This is a genomic window from Pseudarthrobacter sp. S3 (genome assembly GCF_050156905.1).
Lineage (GTDB): Bacteria > Actinomycetota > Actinomycetes > Actinomycetales > Micrococcaceae > Arthrobacter.
In genome coordinates this window covers 1,005,154-1,027,400 of sequence record NZ_CP189583.1, presented here as the reverse complement: position 1 = coordinate 1,027,400, position 22,247 = coordinate 1,005,154, and the positions used below count along the sequence as shown (strand labels likewise).

Below are 22,247 nucleotides of genomic sequence, written 5' to 3'. Positions count from 1 at the left end.
AGGGTCCCGCTGATCGCTCCCGCGGGTCGGCAATTTCGGCAGGGGCAGGCCTTCACGCCGCGGAGCCGAGGCGGGCTGCCGGCCCGCAGGAAAGAGGAGGCCGGCCACAAACCGGGCAGGAACACGCAACGGAGCGCTGCCACGCAAGCAACTAGAAGCAGGAAGCGGGCAGCCAGTAGGCGGGCAGTGGCAACCTACCGGCTGGCGGCGGGGACCAGGACCCAGAGAACCTCAACAGCCTCGTCGGTGGGATTGACCCACGTATGTGGTTCGCGGCCCGGGAATGTCACGGTGTCGCCGGTGCTGAGCTCGTATTCCTCGTTGGTCAGGATCAGCCGGATGCGCCCCTTGATCACATGGAGCACATCCACGTCGCAGTCCACGGCGTAAAGCTCAGTCTCCCCGCGGCCATGCGGCTCGATGACGGCCTGGATCATCTGGATGCGCCGTTCGGAACGGGCCGTCAGCAGCCGCTCCACGATGCCTTCGCCGCCGAGGGAGATCCGGGGCCCATCGTTCCGCTTGGTCAGGTGCGTTTCCGGGGCAACAAACAAATCGCCGATGGAGATGGACAGGACCTGGCACAGGGTCACCAGGGACGCGACCGACGGCGACGTGAGGTCACGTTCCACGCGGCTCAGGAAGCCCTTGGTCAGGCCTGTGGCGTCGGCAACCTGCTCGATGGTCAGCCGCTGGGACTGCCGGGCGGCACGGATTCGGGAACCGATGGCAACGGGGACGTTGCTCGGCTCAACTGGAAGTGCCTTCATGTACGGACCTTTCATGGCCGGCGGTGCGGCCCCATCTCTGGAGCAATCCTAATGGCTGAGGAACTCTTCCTCCCCACTCAACAGGAGCAGCGGAAAACCGGCGTCCCCAGCAGCGCCGCCGGGATACCCGCCAAGCTGCAAATCAGCTCCAAGGAGCCCCAAATGGACGCTCACTTCGTCAACATCCCATCGGCTCGGGTGCTCCTCCTGAGCCTGCTCCTCGCAGGCACCATCCAGCGGCTGAAGATCTACACGGTCTCCCAGATGCTCAGCCTGCGCTACGGCCAAACGCGCCACCCAGACCTCCGGCATCGTGGGTCGCGGGAGCTGTCACCGAAGAACTACCCATGGAGGATCACCGGTCGCCAGCCACCGGACCCATTAGGGTCATTACTGACAGGCTCCATCACCGGAGATAAGGCTCATTCCGGAGATAAGGCTCAACCAACGCAGAGTACGACGGCGGCACTCCCTTCGCTTCCCCGGCGAACCGGTGTGCCGCCGTCGTTCGTTTCATTCCGTTCCGCGGAACTCGTCCTCATCGAGTGGGACCACGCGCTCCTCGGCGTCGACTACTACCGGAGGCGTAGGAACCACCACTTCTTCGGCGTCCAGGAACTCCTCGTCGGCGTCCCAGTCCTCCTCGCTGACTGGTAGGTCCTCGGCGTAGTCATAGGCGGGATCCGCTTCAACGGAATCCAGGTGCGGCATGTCCGGGTGCTGTCCGGTGGTGCTCATGGTTTGACCTCCGATTGTTCGCCTGACGTGCTTTTGTGGGTGGGCGCGGGCGGACGCCACTCCTTCATCACAGCACCGCCGGTGGGCCCGGTCAAGACCCGCCGCAACGCGTCCGGGCACACCCGGCAGGCCGCCATTTATTGAGGGAAACCTAAACTCCGCAGTGAGGTCAGCCAGCCGAAAAACCGCGTCATTCCGCGGTAAGCTGGGCGGTGCAATGGGGCCGAACCTTCCCCATCCAGCACAGGAGCCTTGCGTGTCTCAGCACCACAATCCCCACCAAGCCGCGCCCGCGGAATCCAATCCATCACCGCCGCAGCCCACACCGGCGGACCTCCGCCGGTGGCGCCAATACCTGGCAGACGAACGGGCAGAGGCCGCCGTCTACCGCGACCTCGCCCAGAACCGCGACGGCGAAGAGCGTGCCATCCTGCTGGCCCTCGCCGAAGCCGAAGGACGGCACGAGGCCCACTGGCTGCGGCTCCTCGGCGACCACGCCCAAAAGTCCCGGCCGGCATCGCTCCGCAGCCAGTTTCTGGGATTCCTGGCCCGCCACTTCGGTTCCGTTTTTGTCCTGGCCCTCGCCCAGCGCGCTGAAGGCCGCTCCCCGTATGCCCTGGATCCCAACGCCACGGACGCCATGGCAGCGGATGAGCAGATCCACGAGGAGGTGGTCCGCGGCCTGGCAACGCGCGGCCGCAATCGGCTCGCCGGGACTTTCCGCGCCGCCGTCTTTGGCGCCAACGATGGCCTGGTCAGCAACCTCTCACTCGTGGTGGGCATGGCCGCTTCCGGAGTGGCGAGCGGTGTGGTGCTGCTCAGCGGTGTAGCCGGGCTCCTCGCCGGCGCCATGTCCATGGCCGCGGGCGAGTTTGTCTCCGTCCGGTCCCAGCGCGAGCTCCTCGCCGCCACCCGTCCCACCCAGATCACCCTCGCCGCCGCCCCGAAACTGGACATCGAACACAACGAACTGATGCTCGTCTACCTGGCGCGCGGCATGTCCCACGAGGCCGCCGAACACCGCGTGGCCGAACGCATGGGGCTGCTGAGCTGCGACTGCGATCCCAGCCTGTCGCTGCAAGCCGAACTGCCGGAGTTGGAGGACCAGCACGAGGCCGTGGGCACTGCGTGGGGGGCGGCAATGTCCAGCTTCTGCTTCTTCGCGTCCGGCGCCGTGGTCCCCATCCTGCCGTTCCTGTTCGGCCTGACCGGGGTGGCCGCCCTGGTGGTGGCCGCGGTGCTGGTGGGGCTGGCACTGCTGGCCACCGGCGGAATCGTGGGCCTGCTGTCCGGGACGTCGCCGCTGACGCGCGGGCTGCGCCAGTTGGGCATCGGCCTGGGCGCCGCCGCTGTGACCTACGTGCTGGGGCTGGCCTTCGGCACCGCGGTGGGCTAGCCGCTGCCGGAAATGGGCTGGGCGCCCAGCACCGCGAGCGCCTCGTCCGCACTGTCCACCAGGAAGATCCGGTCCTCCATGGCACGTCCGGCCGCCAGCCGCTGGAGCATGGGCCACGCGGGATACTCGTACTTCCACTGCTGCCGCCCTACCAGCACCATCGGCATCACAGCTTCGCGCGCGCTGTAGTAGTTCTCGCAGGCGTCCTGGAAGATTTCCTGCACGGTCCCGGCCGCGCCCGGCAGGAAGATGATGCCGCCGTCGCACAGTTCCAGCAGGATCGCCTCGCGGATGGCGTTCGCGAAGTACTTGGCGATGTGGGTGGCAAAGTAGTTGGGCGGCTCGTGCCCGTAGAACCAGGTGGGTATTCCCAGCGATGGTGTTCCGCCCGGATAGCGTTCGACGACGGCAGCCGCCTCGCGTGCCCACGCGGACACCGAGGGGCGGAAGCCGGGGACGGATCCAAGCCCGGCCAGTGCCGCCGTGAATTCCGCATGCGGAACGTGGCTGAGATAGGCGCCGAGGTTGGCCGCTTCCATGGCACCGGGGCCGCCGCCGGTTGCCACCCGCCGCCCGCTCTGCGCCAGGAGCCTGCCCAGCTCGGCTGCCTGGGCGAAGTCCGGGGTGCCCCGCTGGGCGGAATGGCCGCCCATCACGCCCACGGTGGTGCGGCCGGCGAGTAGGTCCGAGTGCGTGAACTCGTCCAGGGCGTCCCCGATGGCGTGGTCATGCAGCGCCGAGGCCAGGGTGGCATCCAACCGGCTGCGTTGCCCCGGGCTGATGCTCCACTGGTACACCAGGGCATCAGGCAGCTCCTCATAGGGTGAAGTTTCCAGGCCGGCATACAGTTCCTGCGGCGTGTAGAGCCGTGCCCGGTAGGGATCGAACGGCACACCCTGCAGCCTGGGGAAGATCAGTGCGCCGCGGCGGCGAAGCCCCTCTTCCACGCCCTGGTCGAAGGTACAGCCCAGGAAAATGGCACCTTCCACGTCCAGGGTTTCCAGCGCCGCGTTCCGGCCACGCAGATCCAGAGACTGGGCGTGCCAGCCGCCCATGGCCACCGCGCCGGCTGCGACCAGCCGATCGAAGGCCTCGAGGCTCTCAACCTCCAGGGTCCGCGGGCTGGGAACCAGTCCGCCGGAGGGGTTCACGCCGGGAACACTAGCGTGCCGCTCCGGCAGCGCCGGTGACGTGCTCGTCCAACCGGGCCAACGTCTTTTCTATGCTGACGGGGTGGCGGCGCAAGTAACCTGCCAGCCGGAGGAAGACCTTGCCGCGGACCTCCCTGGCGTCCCACTGTTCGATGACGCGCGTGCCGGCAGCACCATCGGCACCGGTGGCCGGTTCGAGGATGTAACGCCAGACATGACCGTAGAAATGGCGCCAGGCGATGCGCCGGCCCTCCTCGAACTCGGAGACCGTGTTCAGGATCTTGTAGTCCACGGCCATGTTCATTTCCATGCCGAACCGGGCTCCGAGGCCCAGCCGTTCCGGGCCGTGCGGCTGGGCGCCCTTCACCGTGCCGGATCCGTCGATCGCACTGTGCAGCGCCGGCGTGGCCAGGACGTCAAAGATCACTTGGGCCGGAGCGGCGATGAAGCGTTCGCGGGAGACGAGATATCGGTTATTCATTCCCCCAGCCTAAGACCACGGGCACGAATGGAGGGTCGCCCGCCAGTGGCAGCCTTGACCGCCAAAATTCCGCTGATATTATCAACTAAGGTAGTATGTCCTATCAAGCGAACATACTAGGACATGGATGTCCGCCCGAACCACGGGCAGGCACCAGCGTCCGGCATGGAACGAGGAGTATTTAGTGGCGAATCAACTTGGTCTCATCATCGACCGTTCCTCGCCCGTGCCCCTGTATCACCAGGTGGTCCAGGGCATCGAGAACGCTATCAATAGCGGAATCCTGGAACCCGGCAGCCGGCTGGAGAACGAAATCCATCTCGCTGCCCAGCTGAACCTGTCCCGGCCCACTATGCGCAAAGCCATGGATGAACTGGTCCGCTCGGGGCTGCTGGTCCGCAAGCGTGGCGTGGGCACCCAGGTGGTCTCCAGCCAGGTTCGCCGCCCCTTGGAGCTCTCCAGCCTGTTTGATGATCTCTCCAACAACGGCAAGAAGCCCACCACGCAGGTGCTGACCTTCTCCCATTTGGAGGCCGATGCGGCGACGCTCGCCACCCTCGAACTTCCTGCAGGCTCGAAGGTGTACCACTTCACCCGCCTGCGGAAAGTGGGCGGCAAGCCCCTGGCCCTGATGGAGAACTGGGTCCGGGACGACATCGTCACCATGGACGAAGCCACGCTCGCCTCTGAGGGCCTCTACGCCATTCTCCGCCGCGGCGGAGTCAATTTCCGCCTGGCCTCGCAACGAATCGGCGCCATGATCGCCAACGACTACCAGGCCCGACTGCTGGGGGCCGAGGTCAGTTCCGCCCTGGTCACCATGGAGCGCACCGCAACGGACGATGCGGGCCGCCGCGTGGAAACCGGGCACCACGTGTACCGGGCGGATTCGTACAGCTTTGAAATGACACTCGTACAGCGATAGCGCAAGGAATATCAATGGCTAACTGGGTCTACCCCTTGGGCAGCGCCGCCGACGGCGCTTGGGACATCTCGCTCGGAACCTCCGATTCAACCATGGCCGTGGACGGCTGGGCCCATACGGGCCTGAAGGTGGCCACCTTAACTGCAGGTGCCGCCGTCGTTCTCCCAGCAGCGGACGAGGAGCGCATAGTGGTTCCGCTCAACGGCTCCTTCACCGTCTCCGTGGACGGTGACCAGTATGTCCTGAAGGGGCGGCCGTCCGTGTTCCACGGCCCCAGCGACGTGCTGTATTCGGGCACTTCCTGTGCCGTCACCGTCAGCTCATCCGACGGCGGACGGGTGGCGGTCGCCACGGCACCGGCAAAGGCCTCCTATCCGACCCGCCTGGTCACGGCGGCGGAAACGCCTGTGGAACTGCGCGGCGCCGGCAACTGTTCCCGCCAGGTCCATAACTTCGGCACGCCGGCGGCCCTCGAGGCTGACCGTTTCATCGTGTGTGAAGTCCTCACCCCCGCCGGAAACTGGTCCTCCTACCCTCCGCACAAACATGATGAGGAAAAGGACGGCGAAACGAACCTCGAGGAGATCTACTACTTCGAGACGCAGGTGGCTGCCGGCTCCGGGGCACCCGCCGACGCCGATGCCATCGGCTACCAGCGTGTGTACGCCTCGGATGAGCGTCCCATCGACGTCGCGGCCGAGGTCCGCACGGGCGACGTTGTGCTGGTCCCCTACGGTTGGCACGGCCCCGCCATGGCAGCCCCGGGCTACGACCTGTACTACCTGAACGTGATGGCCGGCCCCGGACCGGTCCGTGAATGGCTCATCAGCGACGACCCGCACCACGGCTGGGTCCGCCAAAGCTGGGACGGCCAGGACATCGATCCCCGGCTGCCGTTCGGAGCGTAGAGATCCGAAGAGATCAAGGAAAATGCCCCTCCGGAACGGATTCCGGAGGGGCATTTTGCATGGGAGCCGTACGCTCGCCTAGCCAGCTTTGGCCGCGGCCAGCACCACCTTGACCGGGACGCCGGTGGCCAGTGATTCCTGGGCTGCGTCAGCCACGCGGGAAGCGGCCACGGCGTCCTCCGGCGTGCAGGGGTTCTCCCGGCGGCCCAGAATCAGCTCCACGAACGCGGCCATTTCCGATCGGTACGCCTGGTCGAAGCGCTCGGCGAAGGTCCGGTGGGGTGCCCCGGCGGGGAAGGCGATCCCGGCTTCGGCCGACGCCATGGCCGTTTGCTCATCGAGCCCAACCATCAGCGAACGGCCGGAGCCCTGGATTTCCAGGCGGACGTCGTGGCCGGCACCGTTGTAGCGGGTGGCTGACACGGTACCGACCGTCCCGTCGTCGAACGTGACCAGCGCCAGCGCCGTGTCCACGTCGCCCACGGCGCCGATGGCCGGGTCGCCGTTGTTGGAGCCCTTTGCGTAGACCTCCACAATCTCGCGGCCGGTCAGCCAGCGCAGGATGTCGAAGTCGTGGACGGAGCAGTCGCGGAACAGACCGCCGGAGCTGGCGAGGAACTCCACGGGCGGCGGCGCCATGTCGCAGGTGACGGCGCGCAGGGAGTGGATCCAACCCAGCTCGCCCGCCTGGTAGGCACGCTTGGCCTCAAGGTAGCCGTGGTCGAAGCGGCGCTGGTGGCCGATCTGCACCACGCCGTTGTTGTCGCGGATGTAGTCCAGCACCGGCAGGGCGTCCGCCACGTTCATGGCCACCGGCTTTTCGCAGAAGACCGGAATCCCGGCGTCCACGCCCGCCTTGATCAGTTCGGGGTGGGTTCCGGTCCCCGTGGCGATGACCAGCCCGTCCACGCCGGCGGCGATGATTTCCGCCACCGAGGGCAGGAAGCCGGCACCGAGGCCCGCGGCAATGCCCCTGGCGTGGTCCGCGGCGACGTCGGTCAGCAGGAGGCTGACGTTGATGCCTTCCGGGTTAAGAGCTCCGTTGAGAGCGGCGATGTTTTTGGCGTGCATGACGCCGATGCGCCCCACTCCGACCAGACCGAGAATGACGTCCTTCATAGTGTTCCTTCCGTTGAAAAAGTTTTAGTGCCTGGCACCGTGAACGCTGCCCGGAAGGCCGCAAGGGCTTCCTCGTCATCGCCGCTGGCCCAGGCTTCCATGCCCACGGTTCCCTCATAGCCTGCGTCCGCGAGCGCCCTGGCCACGGCTGGGTAGTGGATTTCCCCGGTGCCGGGTTCGCAGCGGCCCGGTACGTCCGCTACCTGGACTTCGCCGATGTGCGGCAGGGCGGTCCGCACGAGCTCGATGAGGTTCCCCTCCCCCAGTTGTGCGTGGTACAGGTCCAGCATGAGCTTCACGTTGGGGTGCCCGGCTGCTTCCACGAGCGCCAGCGTGTCCTTGGCCCGGGCCAGCGGGATGCCTGGGTGGTCAAGGATGGTGTTGAGGTTCTCCAGGCAGAACGTCACACCGTACTTCTCCCCCAGCTTGCCGAGGCGTTCCAGCGTCCGCGCGCCGGTACTCCACATAGGACCGGTGGAACGGTAGAGGGGGCGGGCCGCCTGGCCATCGATGAGCTCCGCGGAGTGCACCACCATGCGGCTGACGCCGAGCTCCAAGGCCGTGGGGATCAGCGACCCCGCGGTCCGCACGACGTCGTCGGCCGTGTCGGGGTCCACGAGGCTTCCCGAGGTGTACCCGGTCATCGAAGAGAACACCGCGCGGGTGGCCTTGAGCGCGGCGAGGTCCTTGCCCCTGGAGTCCCACATCTCGACGTCGAATCCGGCGTCGTGGAGCCGCTGCACCCGTTCCACAAACGGCAGGTCCGTGAAGACCATTTCCGCGCAGATGGCAAGGCGCATCAGACGCCGGCCCGGGCGTCGTCACGGAGCGCCGGCACCGGGGCAGCAGCCACAGCCACCGGACCGCCCTGTTTGACCGATTCGATGCACGCCAGCGCCATGGCCAGCGCGCGGCGGGCGTCTGCGGCCCCGGGAGTGAGGGTGAACGCGCCGGACGGCGGCGGGGTGCCGTCACGCTGCGCACGAACCGTGGCGGCGAAATCCGCGAGTTCGTCCGTGTAGGCCTGCCGGAAGAGTTCCACGTTGAGGCGCGGGGTGTCCGCGGACAGTCCCTCCGCCGTGTAACGCCGGGCCGCCGTCTCGGTGGCACGGCCGGCCTGGACCATGCCCTTGGAACCGAAGACCTCTCCGCGGATGTCGTAGCCATAGAGGGCACTGAAGTTTGCTTCCGCCACGGCGATGGCGCCGTTGCTGTAGCGGATGGTCACCACTGCGGTGTCCAGGAAGCCCTGATCGCGCAGCTCCGGTTCCACGAGGGCGTCGGCCACGGCATAGACCTCCACCGGCTCGGCACCTTCGTTGAACCAGTTCAGGGTGTCGAAGTCGTGGATCAGGGTTTCCAGGAAGACCGTCCACGCGGGGACCCTGGCCGCGTTCGGGATGCTGCCGTTGCCCGGATCGCGCGTCAGCGAGCGCAGGAGCTGCGGCTGGCCGGCGATGCCGGCGGCGAGGTCTTTCTTGGCGGCCTGGAAGTCATCCGCGTAGCGCCGGTTGAAGCCGATCTGGAAATGCACCCCGGCTTTTTCAACGGCGGCAAGCGCGGCGTCGAGTTCGTCGAGCCCTTGGCCCGCGGGCTTCTCGCAGAAGACGTGCTTCCCCGCGGCGGCGGCCTGGGTGATCAGGGCGGAGTGAAAGCGTGCCGGGCTCGCGATCACCACGGCATCGATCTCCGAATCCGCCAGGATGTCTTCTGCGTTGGCCGTCACCTTTACCGTGCCCAACGCTTGGGCAAGGGCCTTCGCGGATTCCACATTAGGGTCTGCGATGGCCGCCAGGACGGCGCCCGGGACCCGGCGGGCGATGCTTTCGGCATGGAACGCCCCCATCCAGCCGGAGCCGATGAGCCCGACTTTTACGGGTGCGGGGAGTCCGTCGGAGTGCTGTTCGATGTAGGCCATGGGTGGGCCCGTCCTTTCGATGGTTAGAACGGATAATGAATCAGGGGCATGGGGTTTCCTCGCCGGGGACATTTTCGCCCGGGAACACCACTCCCAGCTGGCGGCGGATCTCATCGGTTACTTCCAGGGTGCGGATGGAGGCTGCCAGGGTCCGCTGGCCGGCCTGCGTCTGCCCGGCGGCCACGGCACGGGCCACGGCCGCGGCTTCGTAGTGCAGTCCCTCGAAGTGGCCGCCGGCCGGTTCCTCATGGCGCAGCCGGGCCCCGTCCGGGAAGCGGACCTCGAAGCCACCGGGCATGTTGAAGGGCCCGTCGATAGTCAGCGTGGCTTCGGAACCGACAATCGTGGCGGAAGTGGGCGTGAAGTTGTGCAGGTGGGTGTTCACGACGGCCTGCGCGCCGCCGGCGAACCGCATGATGGCGGACAGCTGGGCGTTGACCCCGGATTCGTGGGGCTGGCCGATGGCGTGTAGCTCTTCCGGCAGGCCCAGGACCTCGGTGACCAGGGTCCCGGCGTCGAGGATCTGCCGGATCACGTCGAACTTGGGCAGGAAGAAACTCCACATGGCCTCGGCGGCGAACACCCCGGCGGCCTCGGCCCGGGCGGCGATGTCCCGGGCCTGCGCCGCGTTGAGGCCGATCGGCTTCTCGACCAGAACGTGTTTGCCGGCGTCGACGGCGAGCACCGCGGCCTCGTGGTGGAAGTTGTGCGGCGTGCAGACGTAGACGATGTCGATGTCCGGGGCGGCGGCCAGCTCCTCATAGCTGCCGTAGGCCGCGGGCACGTCGAAAGCGTCCGCGAATGCCTTGGACCGGCTGAGCGAACGGGACCCGACGGCGGCAATCACCTGGTCCGTGTGCGCCTGGACGGATTCGGTGAAGCGTTCGGCGATCCAGCCCGGTCCCATGATGCCCCAGCGCAGCACGGGGGCATCCCAGGATCCAGGCACTCGGGACTGTGGGAGGGCTGTAGCGGTCATGAGTAGCTCACTTTCGTGTAGGTACCGTCGCTGCGCAGGGACTGGATCAGGGCTTGGGCCACGAGCGAGGCGTTCAGACCGTCCTGCGCTTCGGCCAGGGGCGGCTGTTCCCCCTCGGCCAGGGCTGAGATCCACGCTTGCAGCTGCAGCCGGTACGCGTCGGCAAACCGAGGGCGCCAGTCTGCGGGTATCGCCGTCTGGCTGAGGCCCGCCTGCTGGACCCCCAGCAGTGCGGAATTCTGCAATCCGGTGGTACCCCGTTCCGAGACAACCTCGCAGCGCGTGGTGTAGCCGTACTGGGCGTTCAGGAACAGCTCCAGCGTGGTCACCGTGCCGTCGGCCGTGCGGAGCATCATAAAGGCTGGGTCCTTCAGGCCGCCGTCGGCATGGCGTGAGCTCCGTCCGGCCTGCCATGACACCTCCGTGATCTGCGAGTCCAGCAACCAAGGAATGATGTCCAGCTCATGGATGGCCGAATTGGTGATGGCCGATTCCGAGGTGGTGCCGGGGCCCGCAGCGGCATTGCGGCCGGTGCAGTGAACCAGCAGAGGCTCACCTTGGACCCGGTCCTGCACGGACTGGCGCACGGCCACGTAGCCGGGGTCGAAGCGCCGCATAAAGCCCAGTGAGAGCAAGGATGCGCCGGTGGCTGCCACAATATCTGCGTCCGCCGCTACCACCTCAAGGCTTTCAAGGAGTGTGGGTGCCATTGGCTTTTCGCACAACACCGGGGTCATCGCCTCGAAGCATTCCAGCACCACCCCGGCGTGCGTGGAGTCGTGCGAGGCAACCACGACGGCGTCCACCTCGCTTGAATTGATCAGCTCGGAAGGATCGGTATTGATGCGGGCGGCCGGTGGCGCAGCGGCCGCGGCACGGCTGGCGTCGATATCAGCCACATAGGTGACTTCGGCACCGCCGATGGTGGTGGGGAGATTCCTGATGTGGTCGGCGCCCATGATTCCGGCGCCGATGACGCCTACCCGGATCGGCATGTTGGTCCTGTCCTGTCCATCGTGGTTCTGTACGTCGATTAATAGCTGCCCGTGGCAAGGCAGGGGCCCGCCGGCAGTCCGCCGGAGGGCCCCTTCCGCCGGCGCTGCTAGGCGTGTCTTGGGGCGCCTGCCTGGACGGCATCCGCGACGTCGGCCACCCCCGCCACCTCCGCCTGGACTTCTTTGACGATGTCGCTGTGGCCGCCGAGTTGTTCGAGTTCGTGGGCGAGTTCGGCGAGTTCGGCGCCGCCGGCCATTTGGGCGGTGAGTTCGTCGAGGGTGATGTCTTTCTTGTCGTAGTAGCCGATTGATTTGCCGCGTTTGAGCAGCAGGAACCGGTCCCCGACGGGGAAGGCGTGGTGCGGGTTGTGGGTGATGAAGATGACCCCGAGGCCGCGGTCGCGGGCCTGCAGGATGTACCGCAGGACCACGCCGGATTGCTTGACGCCCAGGGCCGCCGTCGGCTCATCCAGAATCAGGACCTTCGCGCCGAAGTACACGGCCCGGGCGATCGCGACGCACTGGCGTTCACCGCCGGAAAGCTGGCCAATGGGCTGCTCCACATCGCGGAGGTCGATGCCCATCTCGGCGAGTTCCTTGAGCGTGATGGCTTTCATCTTCTCGACGTCCAGGCTCTTGAACGGGCCAAAGCCGTTGGTCAGCTCCGAGCCGAGGAAGAAGTTCCGCCAGATCGGCATCAGGGGCACCACGGCGAGGTCCTGGTAGACGGTGGCGATGCCGGCGTCGAGGGCGTCACGGGGGGACGTGAATTTCCGTTCCTCGCCCATGATGTTCAGGATCCCGGCGTCGTGCTGGTGCAGGCCGGCGATGATCTTGATCAGGGTGGACTTACCGGCGCCGTTGTCGCCGAGGACGCAGGTGACGCGGCCGTTGTCCACGGCCATGGTGACATCGCTCAGGGCAATGATGTTTCCGTAGTGCTTGCCTACTGCCTCGAGGGAGAGGAGGTGGACGGGGGTGTGGGTGAGGGGGTCTTTTTCGTTCTGGAGCAGTGTTTGCTGGTCGATTTCTTTGGCATTCATGTTCCCGGGCCCCTTTACTTGAGTTCCGCGCGGCGTTTGACGATGAGGTTGACGATGGTGGCCAGCAGCAGCATCAGGCCGAGGAAGAACTTGAACCAGTCCGGGTTCCACTGGGCGTAGACGATGCCCTTGTTGGCCATGCCGAAGATGAAGGCACCGATCGCGCCGCCCACCGCGGAGCCGTAGCCGCCGGTCAGGAGGCAGCCGCCGATGACCGCGGCGATGATGTAGAGGAATTCGTTGCCGATGCCTTCACCGGACTGGACGGAGTCGAACGCGAAGAGGTTGTGCATGCCCAGGATCCAGCCGCAGAACCCGACAGCCATGAACAAACCGATTTTGGTTTTGTTGACCGGGACGCCGACGGCGCGGGCGGCGTTCGCGTCGCCGCCGACGGCGAAGATCCAGTTCCCGACCTTGGTCCTCAGCAGGATCCAGGACGCGACCGCAACCAGGCCGATCCAGATGAACACGGTGATTTTCACGTCCACGTCCCCGATCGGGACGGAGGAGGCGAATACGGCCTTCGCGGACGCGAAGCCGTCCATGTCCGAGATCGACGGGGAGGACACGGATCCACCGATCAGCCGGGTCAGGCCCAGGTTCAGGCCGGTCAGCATCAGGAACGAAGCGAGGGTCACGATGAAGGATGGGAGTTTGGTCTTGATCAGGATCAGGCCGTTGATCAGCCCGACCGCCAGGGATACCACCAGTGCCAGGGCCACGCCGACCCAGACGTTCGTGGCGAAGTACCAGGAAAACATTGATGCGGCCAGCGCGGACGAGATGACGGCGACACCGGTGGAGAGATCGAATTCCCCGCCGATCATCAACAGCGATACCCCGACCGCCATGATCCCGATCGTGGAGCTGCCGTAGAGCACGGTCGCGAACGCGTTGGGCTGGATGAAGGTCTGGGAGACCGAGGCGAAAAACACGAACAGCACGATCGCCCCGACCAGGGCGCCGACTTCCGGGCGGCCCAGGAGCTTCTGTAGCGGATTGCGTTTGCCGACACGTTCATCAGTGACCGGCGCCGGTGTCTTCGATGGCGGTGTCTTGGAAATGGTCTGGGTCATGGTGCTTCTCCTACTCCGGGCCGGGTTCCGGGCCCCGCAAGGGCCCCGGAACCCGGCTCAAAGGATCCTTAGCGGATGCCTTCTTTGGCGAATTTGAGTGCGTCAGCCGCTGCGGCCTTGTCGACGATGGACGGGCCGGTCAGTACCGGCTGGCCGCCGCCGATCTCGAACCCGCCACGCTTGTTCTGCCAGATCGCATCAATCGCCCCGTACCCCTGCAGCCACGGCTGCTGATCCACGGTAAAGAGGATCTCGCCGTCGGCGATCTTCTGGGCAAGCTCGGCGTTCATGTCGAAGGAGGCCACCTTGGCCTTACTGCCGGCCGAGTTGACGGCCTTCAGGATGGTGAGTGTGAAGGGGGCGCCCAGGCCGACGATCGAGTCAGCGTCCGCGGTGGCCTGCAGCTTGGCGGTCACGGTGGAGGACACCTGGGTCATGTCGGTGCCGGCGACATAGAGGATTTCCGTTGCGGGCAGCTTTTCCTTAACGCCGGCGCACCGGGCTTCAAGGCCAACGTGGCCCTGCTCCTGAATGACGCAGATGGGGTGGGACAAACCCTCGCTCCGGAGCTTGTCGCCAACAGCTGTACCGGCCAGCTTTTCATTCGAGCCGAAGTGCGTGAAGGCACCGAGCTGTGCCGAAACCGATTCGCCCGCATTGAGGCTGACTACGGGGATGCCGGCTTCCGTGGCTTTCTGCAGGGCGCCTTTAAGCGCATCGGGCTTGGCCAGGGTCACGGCGATCCCGTCGACCTTCTGGTTGATGGCCTGCTCGATCAGCTGGGCTTGCCGGCCACCCTCAGGATCGGACGTGTAAAGCAACTCCACGTTATCCTTCGCCGAGGCCTCCTCGGCTCCCTTGCGCACGATGTCCCAGAAGGTATCTCCCGGGGCCGCGTGCGTGATCAATGCGATCTTCAGCTTCGGCGTGCTGACGACCTGCCCTCCGGCTGCACCGCCGGCCGCGTCCGGGGCCTTACCGCCAGTGCTGGAACATGCGCTCAGGGCCAGCATGGGCACCACAGTGGCCACGAGGGCCGCCTTACGCCACGAAAACTTCGTCACGAATTATCTCCTTTGATCCGGGCCCCTGGGGACGCTTCGCTGCGCCAGTCAGTCGGCCTTCTACAACGATCATGGTGACTCAATTCACATAAGTCAATAGTTTGTCCTGACATTAGGATGTTTTGACGTAATAAGGTCAGGGATGCCGGTGTCCGGACCGCGTCGGCAGGGCAGGTCGGGGGGCTGGGCCGCCAGCCATGGCTTTGTTGCCGGCAACATTCTTGAAGTAGTGCTGCACGTCTTCCAATCTCTTGTCCTTTGTTTCCGGAACGTACGTGGCAGCAACACAATGGCGCCAACGCCCAGCACTGCGAACACGAAGAATGGGCTGGAGAGTCCGATCGCGGCGAGTAACTGGGGGAAGCCGAAGCCAACCATGAAGTCTACGGTCCACACCAGAAATGCCGACGCTCCCCTCCCGAGACCGCGGATCTTCAGCGGTCTAATTTCGGACAACACGAGCCAGCTGACCGGCGAAATGGCACCTTGCTGGAAGGCCAGGAAGGTGACGGTCAAAGCCAGGATCACGAAGCCGCGGCCTATACCTTTAAGCAGGACCAGCGAGAAGAAGCCGATCAGTAGCAGGGCGGCCTTTATACCGACGGAAATTCCGGCGGAGCCAGGGAATTCCGAGGTCCTGCCAGCGGGGGCTTTTCGGCATGAAGTTCATCCCGACCCACAGCGCGATCGCGGGCAACGCGGCGATGACGAGCATTCAACGACAGAATCCACCGGTCTCACCAAAAGTGTTGCCGAGATACGCGTTGAAGATGAAGGCCAGCAACTGCCCGGTGACGATCATCAACTCGGTCTGCGTGACGATGCGCCCGCGCCGTGCGCTGGGTGAAACTTCAGCCAGGTACACAAGGACGGTCACGGACGCACCGCCCACGGCCAGACCCAACACGAAAGCGTGCGGCAATCACCCGGTGCTTGGCGCGAGGACGTGACCAGAGCTTCGGTCAGCGGCGTCAGCCCCGGATCTTCCTGCATGAAAGGCAGCGCTCCGTTGATGACACCGGCATCCTAGCCGAACAGCAGGCCCCCGAATGTCGAAATGATGGTGACAGTCCGCAGGGCGCGTTTGTGGTTGACAGGCGGTTTCCGGGCCACGTCCGGGAAGCACCCGGCGCCGTCATACGCTCGCCTTCTGGATATGCTCCTTCATCGTCTCCAGCTGGTAGCGGGACACGTCCTTGGCGTTGTCGTCTTCGGCGAAGACGCTGGACACCATCACGGTGTTGTCCTTCTCCAGGAAGCCGATTTCCTTGAGACCGCCGAAGAACTCGTCCCAGTTGACGTCGCCGTCGCCGATCTTCAGGTGCTGGTGCACCCGCACGGCATTTCCGGGCGGGTTGGTGATGTAGCGCAGGCCGTGGGAGGCGTGGTGGTCCATCGTGTCCGAGACGTGGACCAGGCGCAGCCTGTCCCCGGCGGCCCGCATGATTTCCAGGGGCTTGTTGCCCATGTGGAACGAGTGCGAGGCCACGTAGACCATGCCGATGTTGGGCGAGTTGATGCCGCGGATGACGCGGATGGCGGCCAGGCCGTCTTCGACGAAGTCGTCCGGGTGCGGGTCGATCAGGACGTCCAGGCCTTCACGCTCGATGATCGGCAGCAGCTCTTCCATGGAGCGGAAGAAGGCGCGCTCGGACTCTTCTGCCTTTTCGGGGCGGCCGCTGAATTCGGTGTTCATGGTGCTGACGCCCAGATCCACGGCAATTTGGATGGCGCGCTTCCAGTAGCGGACCGCCGCCTCGCGGGCATCCTCGTCCGGACCGGACCAGCGCAGAACCGGCAGGACGGACGCGATTTCGACGCCGGCGTCCTTGCATGCCTTGTTCATCCGGGCCACCAGCTCGTCGTCGGCTTTGGGGTGGTTATGGAACGGGATCATGTCCGCGTGCGGGGTCAGCTGCAGGTAGTTGTAACCGAGATCGGCGGCCACGCGCGGAAATTCCAGCAGGCTGTGGCTGTGGTGGAACGGGGTGGGATCCAGGGCGATTTTCATGGTCACTCCTTGGTAAATGCGTCATTGATCTAAAGTTTTTGTCCAGATAATGCGCCGAGAAGGATCTCAAAGCCGCATTATCTGGACAAAAACTACGGGAGCGGGCGCGGGCTGTTATTTGTAGAGGTCCGGCTTGGTGTTCAGCCGGACCTTGACCTTTTCGCCCGACTTCTGCGCCTCGACGCCGGCTTCGCAGCAGGCGGCGGTGGCGTAGCCGTCCCAGGCGGTGGGGCCGCCGATTTCGCCGCGGACCGCAGCGTTAACCCAGGACTGGATTTCGACGTCGTACGCCGCGCCGAAACGCTCTTCGAAGCCGGGGGTAACCTTGCCGCCCCAGCGGCCGGAGCTACGGGTGTATGGGCCCGTGTCGCCGCCGATGTTCACGATGCCGTCTTCAAAGGAGGCCTGGGTGGCCACTTCATAGCCGAACTTGGCGTTGACGTAGATCTCGACGTCGGCCAGAACGCCGGATTCGGTTTCGAGCAGGACATGCTGCGGATCGTGCTGGCCGTTCGGGGCGTTGCGCGTGGCCTTGCCCAGCCGGACCTGAACGGAGGTGATTTCCTCACCGGTGAAGAACCGGATTGCGTCGAATTCGTGGACCACGGAGTCGTTGATCAGCATTTCGTTGGTGAAGCCCGGCGGGGTGGTGGGGTTGCGGTGCTGGTGGTGGAGCATCAGCAGTTCGCCGAGGTCGTGTCCATGGATAAGCTGGCCCAAGGCGGCGTATTCGGCGTCGAAGCGGCGCATGAAGCCCACCTGGACGCGCTTATGGCCGAGGTTTTCCTCGGCCTGCACGATCTTCCACGCTGATTCGGCATCAGGGGTGAGCGGCTTTTCGCAGAGGATCGGGAAGCCCTTCTCGAGCGCCTTGTACAGGATTTCCTCATGGAGGAAGCCCGGCGTGGCGATCAGCACGGCGTTGACGTCGCCGTTGTTCAGCGCCTCGTCGGCACTGGCCAGGGCCACGGCGCCGTCGATCCCTTCGATGGCGGCCTGCGCCCGGGAGAGGTCGACGTCGACGACGGCGGCCACTTCGGCGCCGTGGATGCGGGTGCTGAGCCGCTTAATGTGGTCCGCACCCATGCGGCCTGCGCCGATGACGGCAACGCGGAGAATGTCAGTCATTGTTTCTGTCCTTAGGTATCGGATTCCGGGGCGGCTGTTAATTGACTGCCGTGCGGGAGCCGCACGACAACAGGTAGTTGCGGGTTCGCTTGGCGATGGGCATCGGCACGTCGAACGCCACTGGATACATGTCCTGCTCCACGATGCCGAAGATCGGGCGGTTAAGCCCCTCCACCGCCTCGATGACGGCGCGCAGGTCGGGGAGGCCGTTCGGCGGCTCGGTCATAACGCCGGCCAGGTTGGCCGCCGCCCAGGTCATGTTTTCGTCGTTGACCTTCTTCAGGATGTCCGGGTTGATCTGCTTCAGGTGCAGGTAGCCGATGCGGTCCGGGTAGTTCTTGATGAGCTCCAGGCTGGAAGCTCCGCAGTATTCGGCGTGGCCGGTGTCCAGGCACAGATTCAGGTATTCGGGATCCGTCGCGGCCAGCAGGGTTTCGATGTCTCCCTGGGCACCGACGTGCGAATCGGCGTGCGAGTGGAACTGCTGCTTGAGGCCGAAGTCCTCCAGCAGCGTCTTACCCAGGCGGTTGTGGCCGGCGAAAAGGTCACTCCAGGACTTCTCAGTGAGCTGGCCGCTCTCCACAGCTTCGCCAGTGACATCGTCACGCCACATGGCCGGGATGACAACTATGTGCTCTCCGCCCATGGCAGCCGTCAGTTCGGCCACCTTGCGGGCAGGTTCCCAGGCGGTTTCCCACTGTTCCAGCCCGCGATGGAAGGCGGTGAAGACCGTTCCGGCGGTGACCTTGAGGTCGCGGGCCTTGAGTTCCTCGGCCAGCCGGGTGGGATCGTTCGGCAGGTACCCGTACGGACCCAGTTCGATCCACTTGTAACCGGACTCGGCCACTTCGTCGAGGAAGCGTTCCCACGGAGTCTGCTTGGGGTCATCCGCGAACCACACGCCCCAGGAGTCCGGCGCGGTGCCGATGATCAGCTTGTTCTCAGTCATAACAGCGGTGTCTTTCTGCTTTTGGGTGGGCCCACCCCGCCAGGGTTCCCTGGCCGAGCTTGCGAGGCGAGGGCGGCGGTGGGGATTAGTTGGACGGGAAGTTGTAGGAGGCACCCGAGGCGTGGGTGGGCTCGGGCCAGCGGGACGTGACTACTTTGCCGCGGGTGTAGAAGGACACGCCTTCCGGGCCGTAGATGTGCTTGTCGCCGAACAGCGAGGCCTTCCAGCCGCCGAAGGAGTGGTAGGCCACCGGCACAGGCAGCGGCACGTTGATGCCGATCATGCCCACGGTCACCGAACGCTGGAACTTGCGGGCAATGGCGCCGGAGGAGGTGAAGATCGCGGTGCCGTTGCCATAGGGGTTGGCATTGATCAGGGCGATGCCTGCGTCCAGGTCCTCGACGCGGACCACCACCAGGACCGGTCCGAAGATTTCCTCGGTGTAGGCGGTCATTTCGGTCTTGACGTGGTCGATGACCGTGGGGCCAACCCAGAAGCCGTCCTCGTGGCCGGGGACAACCAGGTCGCGGCCGTCCACCACCATGGCCGCGCCGGCGGCTTCGGCCTCGGTGACGATCCTGACGATGCGTTCCTTGGAAGCGGGCGTGATCACGGGGCCCATTTCGGCGTCGGGCGCGGTGCCGTTGTTGACCTTGACGGCGAGGGCGCGCTCTTCGACCTTCTTGACCAGCAGGTCCGCGGCCTCACCGACGGCGACGGCCACGGAGATGGCCATGCAGCGTTCGCCGGCGGAACCGAAGGAGGCGGCCGCGAGGTGGTCCGCCGCGTTGTCCAGGTCGGCATCGGGCATGATGATCGCGTGGTTCTTCGCCCCGCCCAGGGCCTGGACGCGCTTGCCGTGCTTGGTGGCGGTCTCGTGGACGTACTGGGCGATCGGAGTGGAGCCAACGAACGAGATGCCGTCCACGTCCGGGTGGGTCAGGAGCCCCTCCACGGTTTCCTTGTCGCCGTGCAGGACCTGGAACACGCCGTCGGGCAGACCGGCCTGCTTCCACAGCTTGGCCAACAGCATCGAGGCGGACGGGTCACGCTCGGAGGGCTTGAGGATGAAGGCATTGCCGGCGGCGATAGCCATCGGGGCCATCCACAAAGGGACCATGACCGGGAAGTTGAACGGGGTGATCCCGGCCACCACGCCGAGCGGCTCGCGGAAGGAGAAGACGTCGATCCCGGTGGAGACCTGGTCCGAGTAGTCGCCCTTGAGGAGCGTCGGGATGCCGCAGGCGAACTCGACGACCTCCAGGCCGCGGCCGATCTCGCCCTTGGCATCGGAGAGGACCTTGCCGTGCTCAGCCGTGATCAGTTCGGCAAGATCGTCCACGTGGGCGGCAACGAGCTCGCGGAACTTGAACAGCACATTGGTGCGCTTGGCCAGGGAGATGTCGCCCCAGGAGTCGGCGGCGGCGCGGGCGGCTGCGACCGTGGCGTCCAGGTCCGCACGGTTGGCCAGCCGCAGCTCCGCGGAGACGGCGCCGGTGGCGGGGTTGTAGACGGGCTGGGTGCGGGTACCAACGCCGGCGGTTTCGGCCCCGTTGATGAAGTGGTTGATGGTGGTGGTGACGGTCGTCTTTGACATGGTGTTGGACTTCCTTCGGTCTGTGGGGGCTGTGTGTCTGGGAAATCAGCCGAGCAGTTTGCGCTGGCGGTTCTTGTGGTCGGTGTAGGTCTTGAAGGCCTGCTGCGTGGAGTCGAGGTCCGAGACCTGCGAGACGGGAACGTCCCACCATGATTCGGAGCTCGGAGCGTCCAGCATGGGGTCCGATTCAACGTGGATCAGGATGGGGCCGCCGCGTTCAGGCGCGGCCTTGGCATCCCGGATGGCCTGCTCGAGTTCGGCGATGACCTTCTCCCCCGGTTCGATCCGGATCACCTTCACGCCGAGGCTTTCGGCGTTCAGGGCCAGGTCCACCGGGAGGGTTTCGCCTTCGTCGAAGCTGTGCTGCTCCTCGTTCAGCGACCGGTACTGGGTGCCGAAACGCTGCGAACCAAGGGATTCGGACAGCGAGCCGATGGAGGCGTAGCCGTGGTTCTGGATCAGGACCACGATCAGCTTGATGCGTTCGGCGACGGCGGTGACCAGTTCGGTGTGCATCATCAGGTAGGAGCCGTCCCCCACCATGACCACAACGTCCCGGTCCGTGCCACCGCGGGCGGCTTCTGCCAGTGCGGCGCGCTTAACGCCGAGCCCGCCCGGGATTTCGTAGCCCATGCAGGAATACGCATATTCCACGTGGTAGCCGAACGGGTCCCGGACCCGCCACATCTTGTGCAGGTCACCGGGCAGGGAACCTGCCGCGCAGATGACGACGTCGGCCGCATCCATGGCCCGGTGTGTGGCGCCGATGATCTCATTCTGGGCCGGCAGCGGCGTGAAGCGGGTGTCGAAGGCTTCGTCCACCTTGGCGTCCCAACGCTTCTTCTCCGCGGCGATCCTCGCTTCGAGGTCCGCGCCGACGCGGTAGCCGCCCAGGGCCTGGTTCAGCTTGACCAGGGCCTTGCGGGCATCCGCGACAATCGGCAGGGACGTGCCGTGCTTGTACGCATCAATCGCGGCGACGTTGATGTTGATGAACTTTACGTCGGGGTTCTGGAACGCGCTCCGGGAGGCAGTGGTGAAGTCCTCGTAGCGGGTACCGATGCCGATGATCAGGTCCGCCTCGGCGGCGATGGTGTTGGCCGCCGTCGTACCCGTGGAGCCGATGGCGCCGAGCGAGAACTTGTGGTCCCACGGCAGGACGCCGACGCCGGCCTGGGTGTTGCCCACCGGGATGCCCGTCAACTCGGCAAAGGCAGCGAGTTCCTCGTTGGCGTAGGCGTAGAGGACGCCGCCGCCGGCGATGATCAGCGGGCGTTTCGCGGCCCGGATGGCCTCGGCGGCGCGGCGGATGTCCTCGTCCTCGGCTTCGGGGCGGCGGATGCGCCATTCGCGTTCGGCCAGGAACTCCTCAGGCACCTCGAAGGCTTCGGCCTGGACGTCCTGCGGCAGCGAGATGGTGACGGCACCGGTTTCGGCCGGATCCGTCAGGACGCGCAGGCCGTGGTGGAAGGCCGAGAACAGCTGCTCCGGGCGGGAGACCCGGTCAAAGAACTTGGACAGCGGCCGGAATGCGTCGTTGACCGTTATGTCGTAGGCGTACGGCTGCTCGAGCTGCTGCAGGACCGGGTCCGCGGCGCGGGTGGCAAAGGTGTCACTCGGCAGCAGCAGCACCGGCAGGCGGTTGGTGGTGGCCAGCGCCGCACCGGTGAGCAGGTTCGAGGATCCCGGACCGATCGAGGTGCTGATGGCAAACGTCTGGCGGCGGCGGGTATGCCGGGCGTAGCCGACGGCCTGGTGCACCTGGGCCTGCTCGTTGCGGCCCTGGTAGTACGGCATGATCGCCGGATCGAGCTGCTGGTACTGCTTCAACGCCTGGCCGACGCCGGCAACGTTGCCGTGGCCGAAGATGCCGAACGTCCCAGGAATCAGCCGCTCCCTATAGTCCTCGGTACCGATGCGGTCCACCGTGTACTGCTTGGACAGGTACTCGACGACGGCCTGGGCCACTGTCATTCTGCGTGTTGCTGTTCCCATT

Annotated in this window: 22 protein-coding genes and 1 pseudogene; 4 read left to right on the top strand and 19 right to left on the bottom strand. The window is 65.6% G+C overall.

Annotation, left to right across the window (positions count from 1 at the left end; genetic code table 11):
- Window positions 1-194: 194 nt before the first annotated feature.
- Entirely contained in the window at window positions 195-770 is a 576-nt protein-coding gene (locus ACQCSV_RS05020; RefSeq protein WP_354154171.1) for a cupin domain-containing protein, read from the bottom strand.
- 198 nt (window positions 771-968) lie between these two features.
- Here ACQCSV_RS05020 and ACQCSV_RS05015 point away from each other — a divergent pair.
- Window positions 969-1,086 (top strand): annotated as a pseudogene (locus ACQCSV_RS05015) (sodium:solute symporter family transporter); the annotation flags it as partial.
- A gap of 197 nt (window positions 1,087-1,283) precedes the next feature.
- Here the strand turns inward: ACQCSV_RS05015 and ACQCSV_RS05010 are convergent.
- Window positions 1,284-1,508: a hypothetical protein gene (locus tag ACQCSV_RS05010; protein WP_354154172.1), complete on the bottom strand. Its 225-nt coding sequence runs from the start codon at window positions 1,506-1,508 to the stop codon at window positions 1,284-1,286.
- A gap of 256 nt (window positions 1,509-1,764) precedes the next feature.
- Here ACQCSV_RS05010 and ACQCSV_RS05005 point away from each other — a divergent pair, with 256 nt between their 5' ends.
- Window positions 1,765-2,904 (top strand): VIT1/CCC1 family protein, encoded by a 1,140-nt coding sequence (locus ACQCSV_RS05005; protein ID WP_354154173.1) that lies wholly within the window; start codon window positions 1,765-1,767, stop codon window positions 2,902-2,904.
- Here ACQCSV_RS05005 and ACQCSV_RS05000 read toward each other — a convergent pair.
- Both ACQCSV_RS05000 and ACQCSV_RS04995 read right to left on the bottom strand, forming a co-directional pair.
- On the bottom strand, window positions 2,901-4,055 hold the full coding sequence (locus tag ACQCSV_RS05000) for a Rossmann fold nucleotide-binding protein (RefSeq protein ID WP_354222582.1): 1,155 nt from the start codon (window positions 4,053-4,055) through the stop codon (window positions 2,901-2,903). The two genes, ACQCSV_RS05005 and ACQCSV_RS05000, sit on opposite strands and share 4 nt — an antisense overlap.
- A 10-nt stretch (window positions 4,056-4,065) precedes the next feature.
- The gene (locus ACQCSV_RS04995) at window positions 4,066-4,536 is read right to left on the bottom strand and encodes a polyketide cyclase / dehydrase and lipid transport (RefSeq protein WP_354154175.1); all 471 of its coding nucleotides are present in this window, start codon (window positions 4,534-4,536) and stop codon (window positions 4,066-4,068) included.
- Window positions 4,537-4,720: 184 nt separating this feature from the next.
- Between ACQCSV_RS04995 and ACQCSV_RS04990 the strand changes: the two genes are divergently transcribed.
- Both ACQCSV_RS04990 and iolB read left to right on the top strand, forming a co-directional pair.
- Window positions 4,721-5,461 (top strand): GntR family transcriptional regulator, encoded by a 741-nt coding sequence (locus tag ACQCSV_RS04990; protein ID WP_354154176.1) that lies wholly within the window; start codon window positions 4,721-4,723, stop codon window positions 5,459-5,461.
- A gap of 14 nt (window positions 5,462-5,475) precedes the next feature.
- Complete coding sequence (iolB, locus tag ACQCSV_RS04985) at window positions 5,476-6,369, top strand: 5-deoxy-glucuronate isomerase (RefSeq protein WP_354154177.1); 894 nt, start codon at window positions 5,476-5,478, stop codon at window positions 6,367-6,369.
- A gap of 78 nt (window positions 6,370-6,447) precedes the next feature.
- On the opposite strand, the gene ACQCSV_RS04980 is transcribed toward iolB, so the two are convergent.
- The 15 genes from ACQCSV_RS04980 to iolD form a co-directional block, all read right to left on the bottom strand.
- Entirely contained in the window at window positions 6,448-7,488 is a 1,041-nt protein-coding gene (locus ACQCSV_RS04980) for a Gfo/Idh/MocA family oxidoreductase (protein ID WP_354154178.1), read from the bottom strand.
- On the bottom strand, window positions 7,485-8,288 hold the full coding sequence (locus tag ACQCSV_RS04975; protein ID WP_354154179.1) for a TIM barrel protein: 804 nt from the start codon (window positions 8,286-8,288) through the stop codon (window positions 7,485-7,487). Before ACQCSV_RS04975 ends, ACQCSV_RS04980 begins: the two co-directional genes overlap by 4 nt.
- Window positions 8,288-9,406, bottom strand: coding sequence for a Gfo/Idh/MocA family oxidoreductase (locus tag ACQCSV_RS04970; RefSeq protein WP_354154180.1), 1,119 nt, complete (start codon window positions 9,404-9,406; stop codon window positions 8,288-8,290). The genes ACQCSV_RS04975 and ACQCSV_RS04970 overlap by 1 nt, the downstream gene beginning before the upstream one ends.
- 40 nt (window positions 9,407-9,446) lie before the next feature.
- Window positions 9,447-10,385, bottom strand: a complete 939-nt coding sequence (locus ACQCSV_RS04965; RefSeq protein ID WP_354154181.1) for a Gfo/Idh/MocA family oxidoreductase — start codon at window positions 10,383-10,385, stop codon at window positions 9,447-9,449.
- Window positions 10,382-11,380 (bottom strand): Gfo/Idh/MocA family oxidoreductase, encoded by a 999-nt coding sequence (locus ACQCSV_RS04960; protein ID WP_354154182.1) that lies wholly within the window; start codon window positions 11,378-11,380, stop codon window positions 10,382-10,384. The genes ACQCSV_RS04965 and ACQCSV_RS04960 overlap by 4 nt, the downstream gene beginning before the upstream one ends.
- Before the next feature lie 107 nt (window positions 11,381-11,487).
- Window positions 11,488-12,423 carry an ATP-binding cassette domain-containing protein gene (locus ACQCSV_RS04955; protein ID WP_354154183.1) on the bottom strand — a complete coding sequence of 312 codons (936 nt, stop codon included), beginning with the start codon at window positions 12,421-12,423 and terminating at the stop codon, window positions 11,488-11,490.
- A 14-nt stretch (window positions 12,424-12,437) separates the two neighbouring features.
- The gene (locus ACQCSV_RS04950) at window positions 12,438-13,502 is read right to left on the bottom strand and encodes an ABC transporter permease (RefSeq protein WP_354154184.1); all 1,065 of its coding nucleotides are present in this window, start codon (window positions 13,500-13,502) and stop codon (window positions 12,438-12,440) included.
- Window positions 13,503-13,570: 68 nt separating this feature from the next.
- On the bottom strand, window positions 13,571-14,566 hold the full coding sequence (locus tag ACQCSV_RS04945) for a substrate-binding domain-containing protein (RefSeq protein ID WP_354154185.1): 996 nt from the start codon (window positions 14,564-14,566) through the stop codon (window positions 13,571-13,573).
- A 93-nt stretch (window positions 14,567-14,659) separates the two neighbouring features.
- Window positions 14,660-15,109 (bottom strand): MFS transporter, encoded by a 450-nt coding sequence (locus tag ACQCSV_RS04940; protein WP_354222696.1) that lies wholly within the window; start codon window positions 15,107-15,109, stop codon window positions 14,660-14,662.
- A 172-nt stretch (window positions 15,110-15,281) separates the two neighbouring features.
- Entirely contained in the window at window positions 15,282-15,443 is a 162-nt protein-coding gene (locus ACQCSV_RS04935) for an MFS transporter (protein ID WP_354154186.1), read from the bottom strand.
- Between the two features lie 258 nt (window positions 15,444-15,701).
- A complete protein-coding gene (locus tag ACQCSV_RS04930) occupies window positions 15,702-16,577 on the bottom strand; it encodes a sugar phosphate isomerase/epimerase (RefSeq protein ID WP_354154187.1) in 876 nt (291 codons plus the stop codon).
- A gap of 114 nt (window positions 16,578-16,691) precedes the next feature.
- Complete coding sequence (locus ACQCSV_RS04925) at window positions 16,692-17,705, bottom strand: Gfo/Idh/MocA family oxidoreductase (protein WP_354154188.1); 1,014 nt, start codon at window positions 17,703-17,705, stop codon at window positions 16,692-16,694.
- A gap of 37 nt (window positions 17,706-17,742) precedes the next feature.
- A complete protein-coding gene (locus ACQCSV_RS04920; RefSeq protein WP_354154189.1) occupies window positions 17,743-18,654 on the bottom strand; it encodes a sugar phosphate isomerase/epimerase in 912 nt (303 codons plus the stop codon).
- 85 nt (window positions 18,655-18,739) lie between these two features.
- Window positions 18,740-20,251 (bottom strand): CoA-acylating methylmalonate-semialdehyde dehydrogenase, encoded by a 1,512-nt coding sequence (locus ACQCSV_RS04915; RefSeq protein WP_354154190.1) that lies wholly within the window; start codon window positions 20,249-20,251, stop codon window positions 18,740-18,742.
- A gap of 45 nt (window positions 20,252-20,296) precedes the next feature.
- Entirely contained in the window at window positions 20,297-22,246 is a 1,950-nt protein-coding gene (iolD, locus tag ACQCSV_RS04910; protein WP_354154191.1) for a 3D-(3,5/4)-trihydroxycyclohexane-1,2-dione acylhydrolase (decyclizing), read from the bottom strand.
- Window position 22,247: the final 1 nt, after the last annotated feature.

Excerpts from the sequence above, each read along its gene's own strand:
- ACQCSV_RS04980 (WP_354154178.1), bottom strand. The coding sequence starts at position 7,488 with ATGAAGGACGTCATTCTCGGTCTGGTCGGAGTGGGGCGCATCGGCGTC.
- ACQCSV_RS04920 (WP_354154189.1), bottom strand. The coding sequence starts at position 18,654 with ATGACTGAGAACAAGCTGATCATCGGCACCGCGCCGGACTCCTGGGGC.
- ACQCSV_RS04930 (WP_354154187.1), bottom strand. The coding sequence starts at position 16,577 with ATGAAAATCGCCCTGGATCCCACCCCGTTCCACCACAGCCACAGCCTG.
- iolB (WP_354154177.1), top strand. The coding sequence starts at position 5,476 with ATGGCTAACTGGGTCTACCCCTTGGGCAGCGCCGCCGACGGCGCTTGG.
- iolD (WP_354154191.1), bottom strand. The coding sequence starts at position 22,246 with ATGGGAACAGCAACACGCAGAATGACAGTGGCCCAGGCCGTCGTCGAG.
- ACQCSV_RS05020 (WP_354154171.1), bottom strand. The coding sequence starts at position 770 with ATGAAGGCACTTCCAGTTGAGCCGAGCAACGTCCCCGTTGCCATCGGT.
- ACQCSV_RS04955 (WP_354154183.1), bottom strand. The coding sequence starts at position 12,423 with ATGAATGCCAAAGAAATCGACCAGCAAACACTGCTCCAGAACGAAAAA.
- ACQCSV_RS05010 (WP_354154172.1), bottom strand. The coding sequence starts at position 1,508 with ATGAGCACCACCGGACAGCACCCGGACATGCCGCACCTGGATTCCGTT.
- ACQCSV_RS04965 (WP_354154181.1), bottom strand. The coding sequence starts at position 10,385 with ATGACCGCTACAGCCCTCCCACAGTCCCGAGTGCCTGGATCCTGGGAT.
- ACQCSV_RS04995 (WP_354154175.1), bottom strand. The coding sequence starts at position 4,536 with ATGAATAACCGATATCTCGTCTCCCGCGAACGCTTCATCGCCGCTCCG.
- ACQCSV_RS04975 (WP_354154179.1), bottom strand. The coding sequence starts at position 8,288 with ATGCGCCTTGCCATCTGCGCGGAAATGGTCTTCACGGACCTGCCGTTT.
- ACQCSV_RS04960 (WP_354154182.1), bottom strand. The coding sequence starts at position 11,380 with ATGCCGATCCGGGTAGGCGTCATCGGCGCCGGAATCATGGGCGCCGAC.
- ACQCSV_RS04950 (WP_354154184.1), bottom strand. The coding sequence starts at position 13,502 with ATGACCCAGACCATTTCCAAGACACCGCCATCGAAGACACCGGCGCCG.
- ACQCSV_RS04925 (WP_354154188.1), bottom strand. The coding sequence starts at position 17,705 with ATGACTGACATTCTCCGCGTTGCCGTCATCGGCGCAGGCCGCATGGGT.
- ACQCSV_RS04970 (WP_354154180.1), bottom strand. The coding sequence starts at position 9,406 with ATGGCCTACATCGAACAGCACTCCGACGGACTCCCCGCACCCGTAAAA.
- ACQCSV_RS04915 (WP_354154190.1), bottom strand. The coding sequence starts at position 20,251 with ATGTCAAAGACGACCGTCACCACCACCATCAACCACTTCATCAACGGG.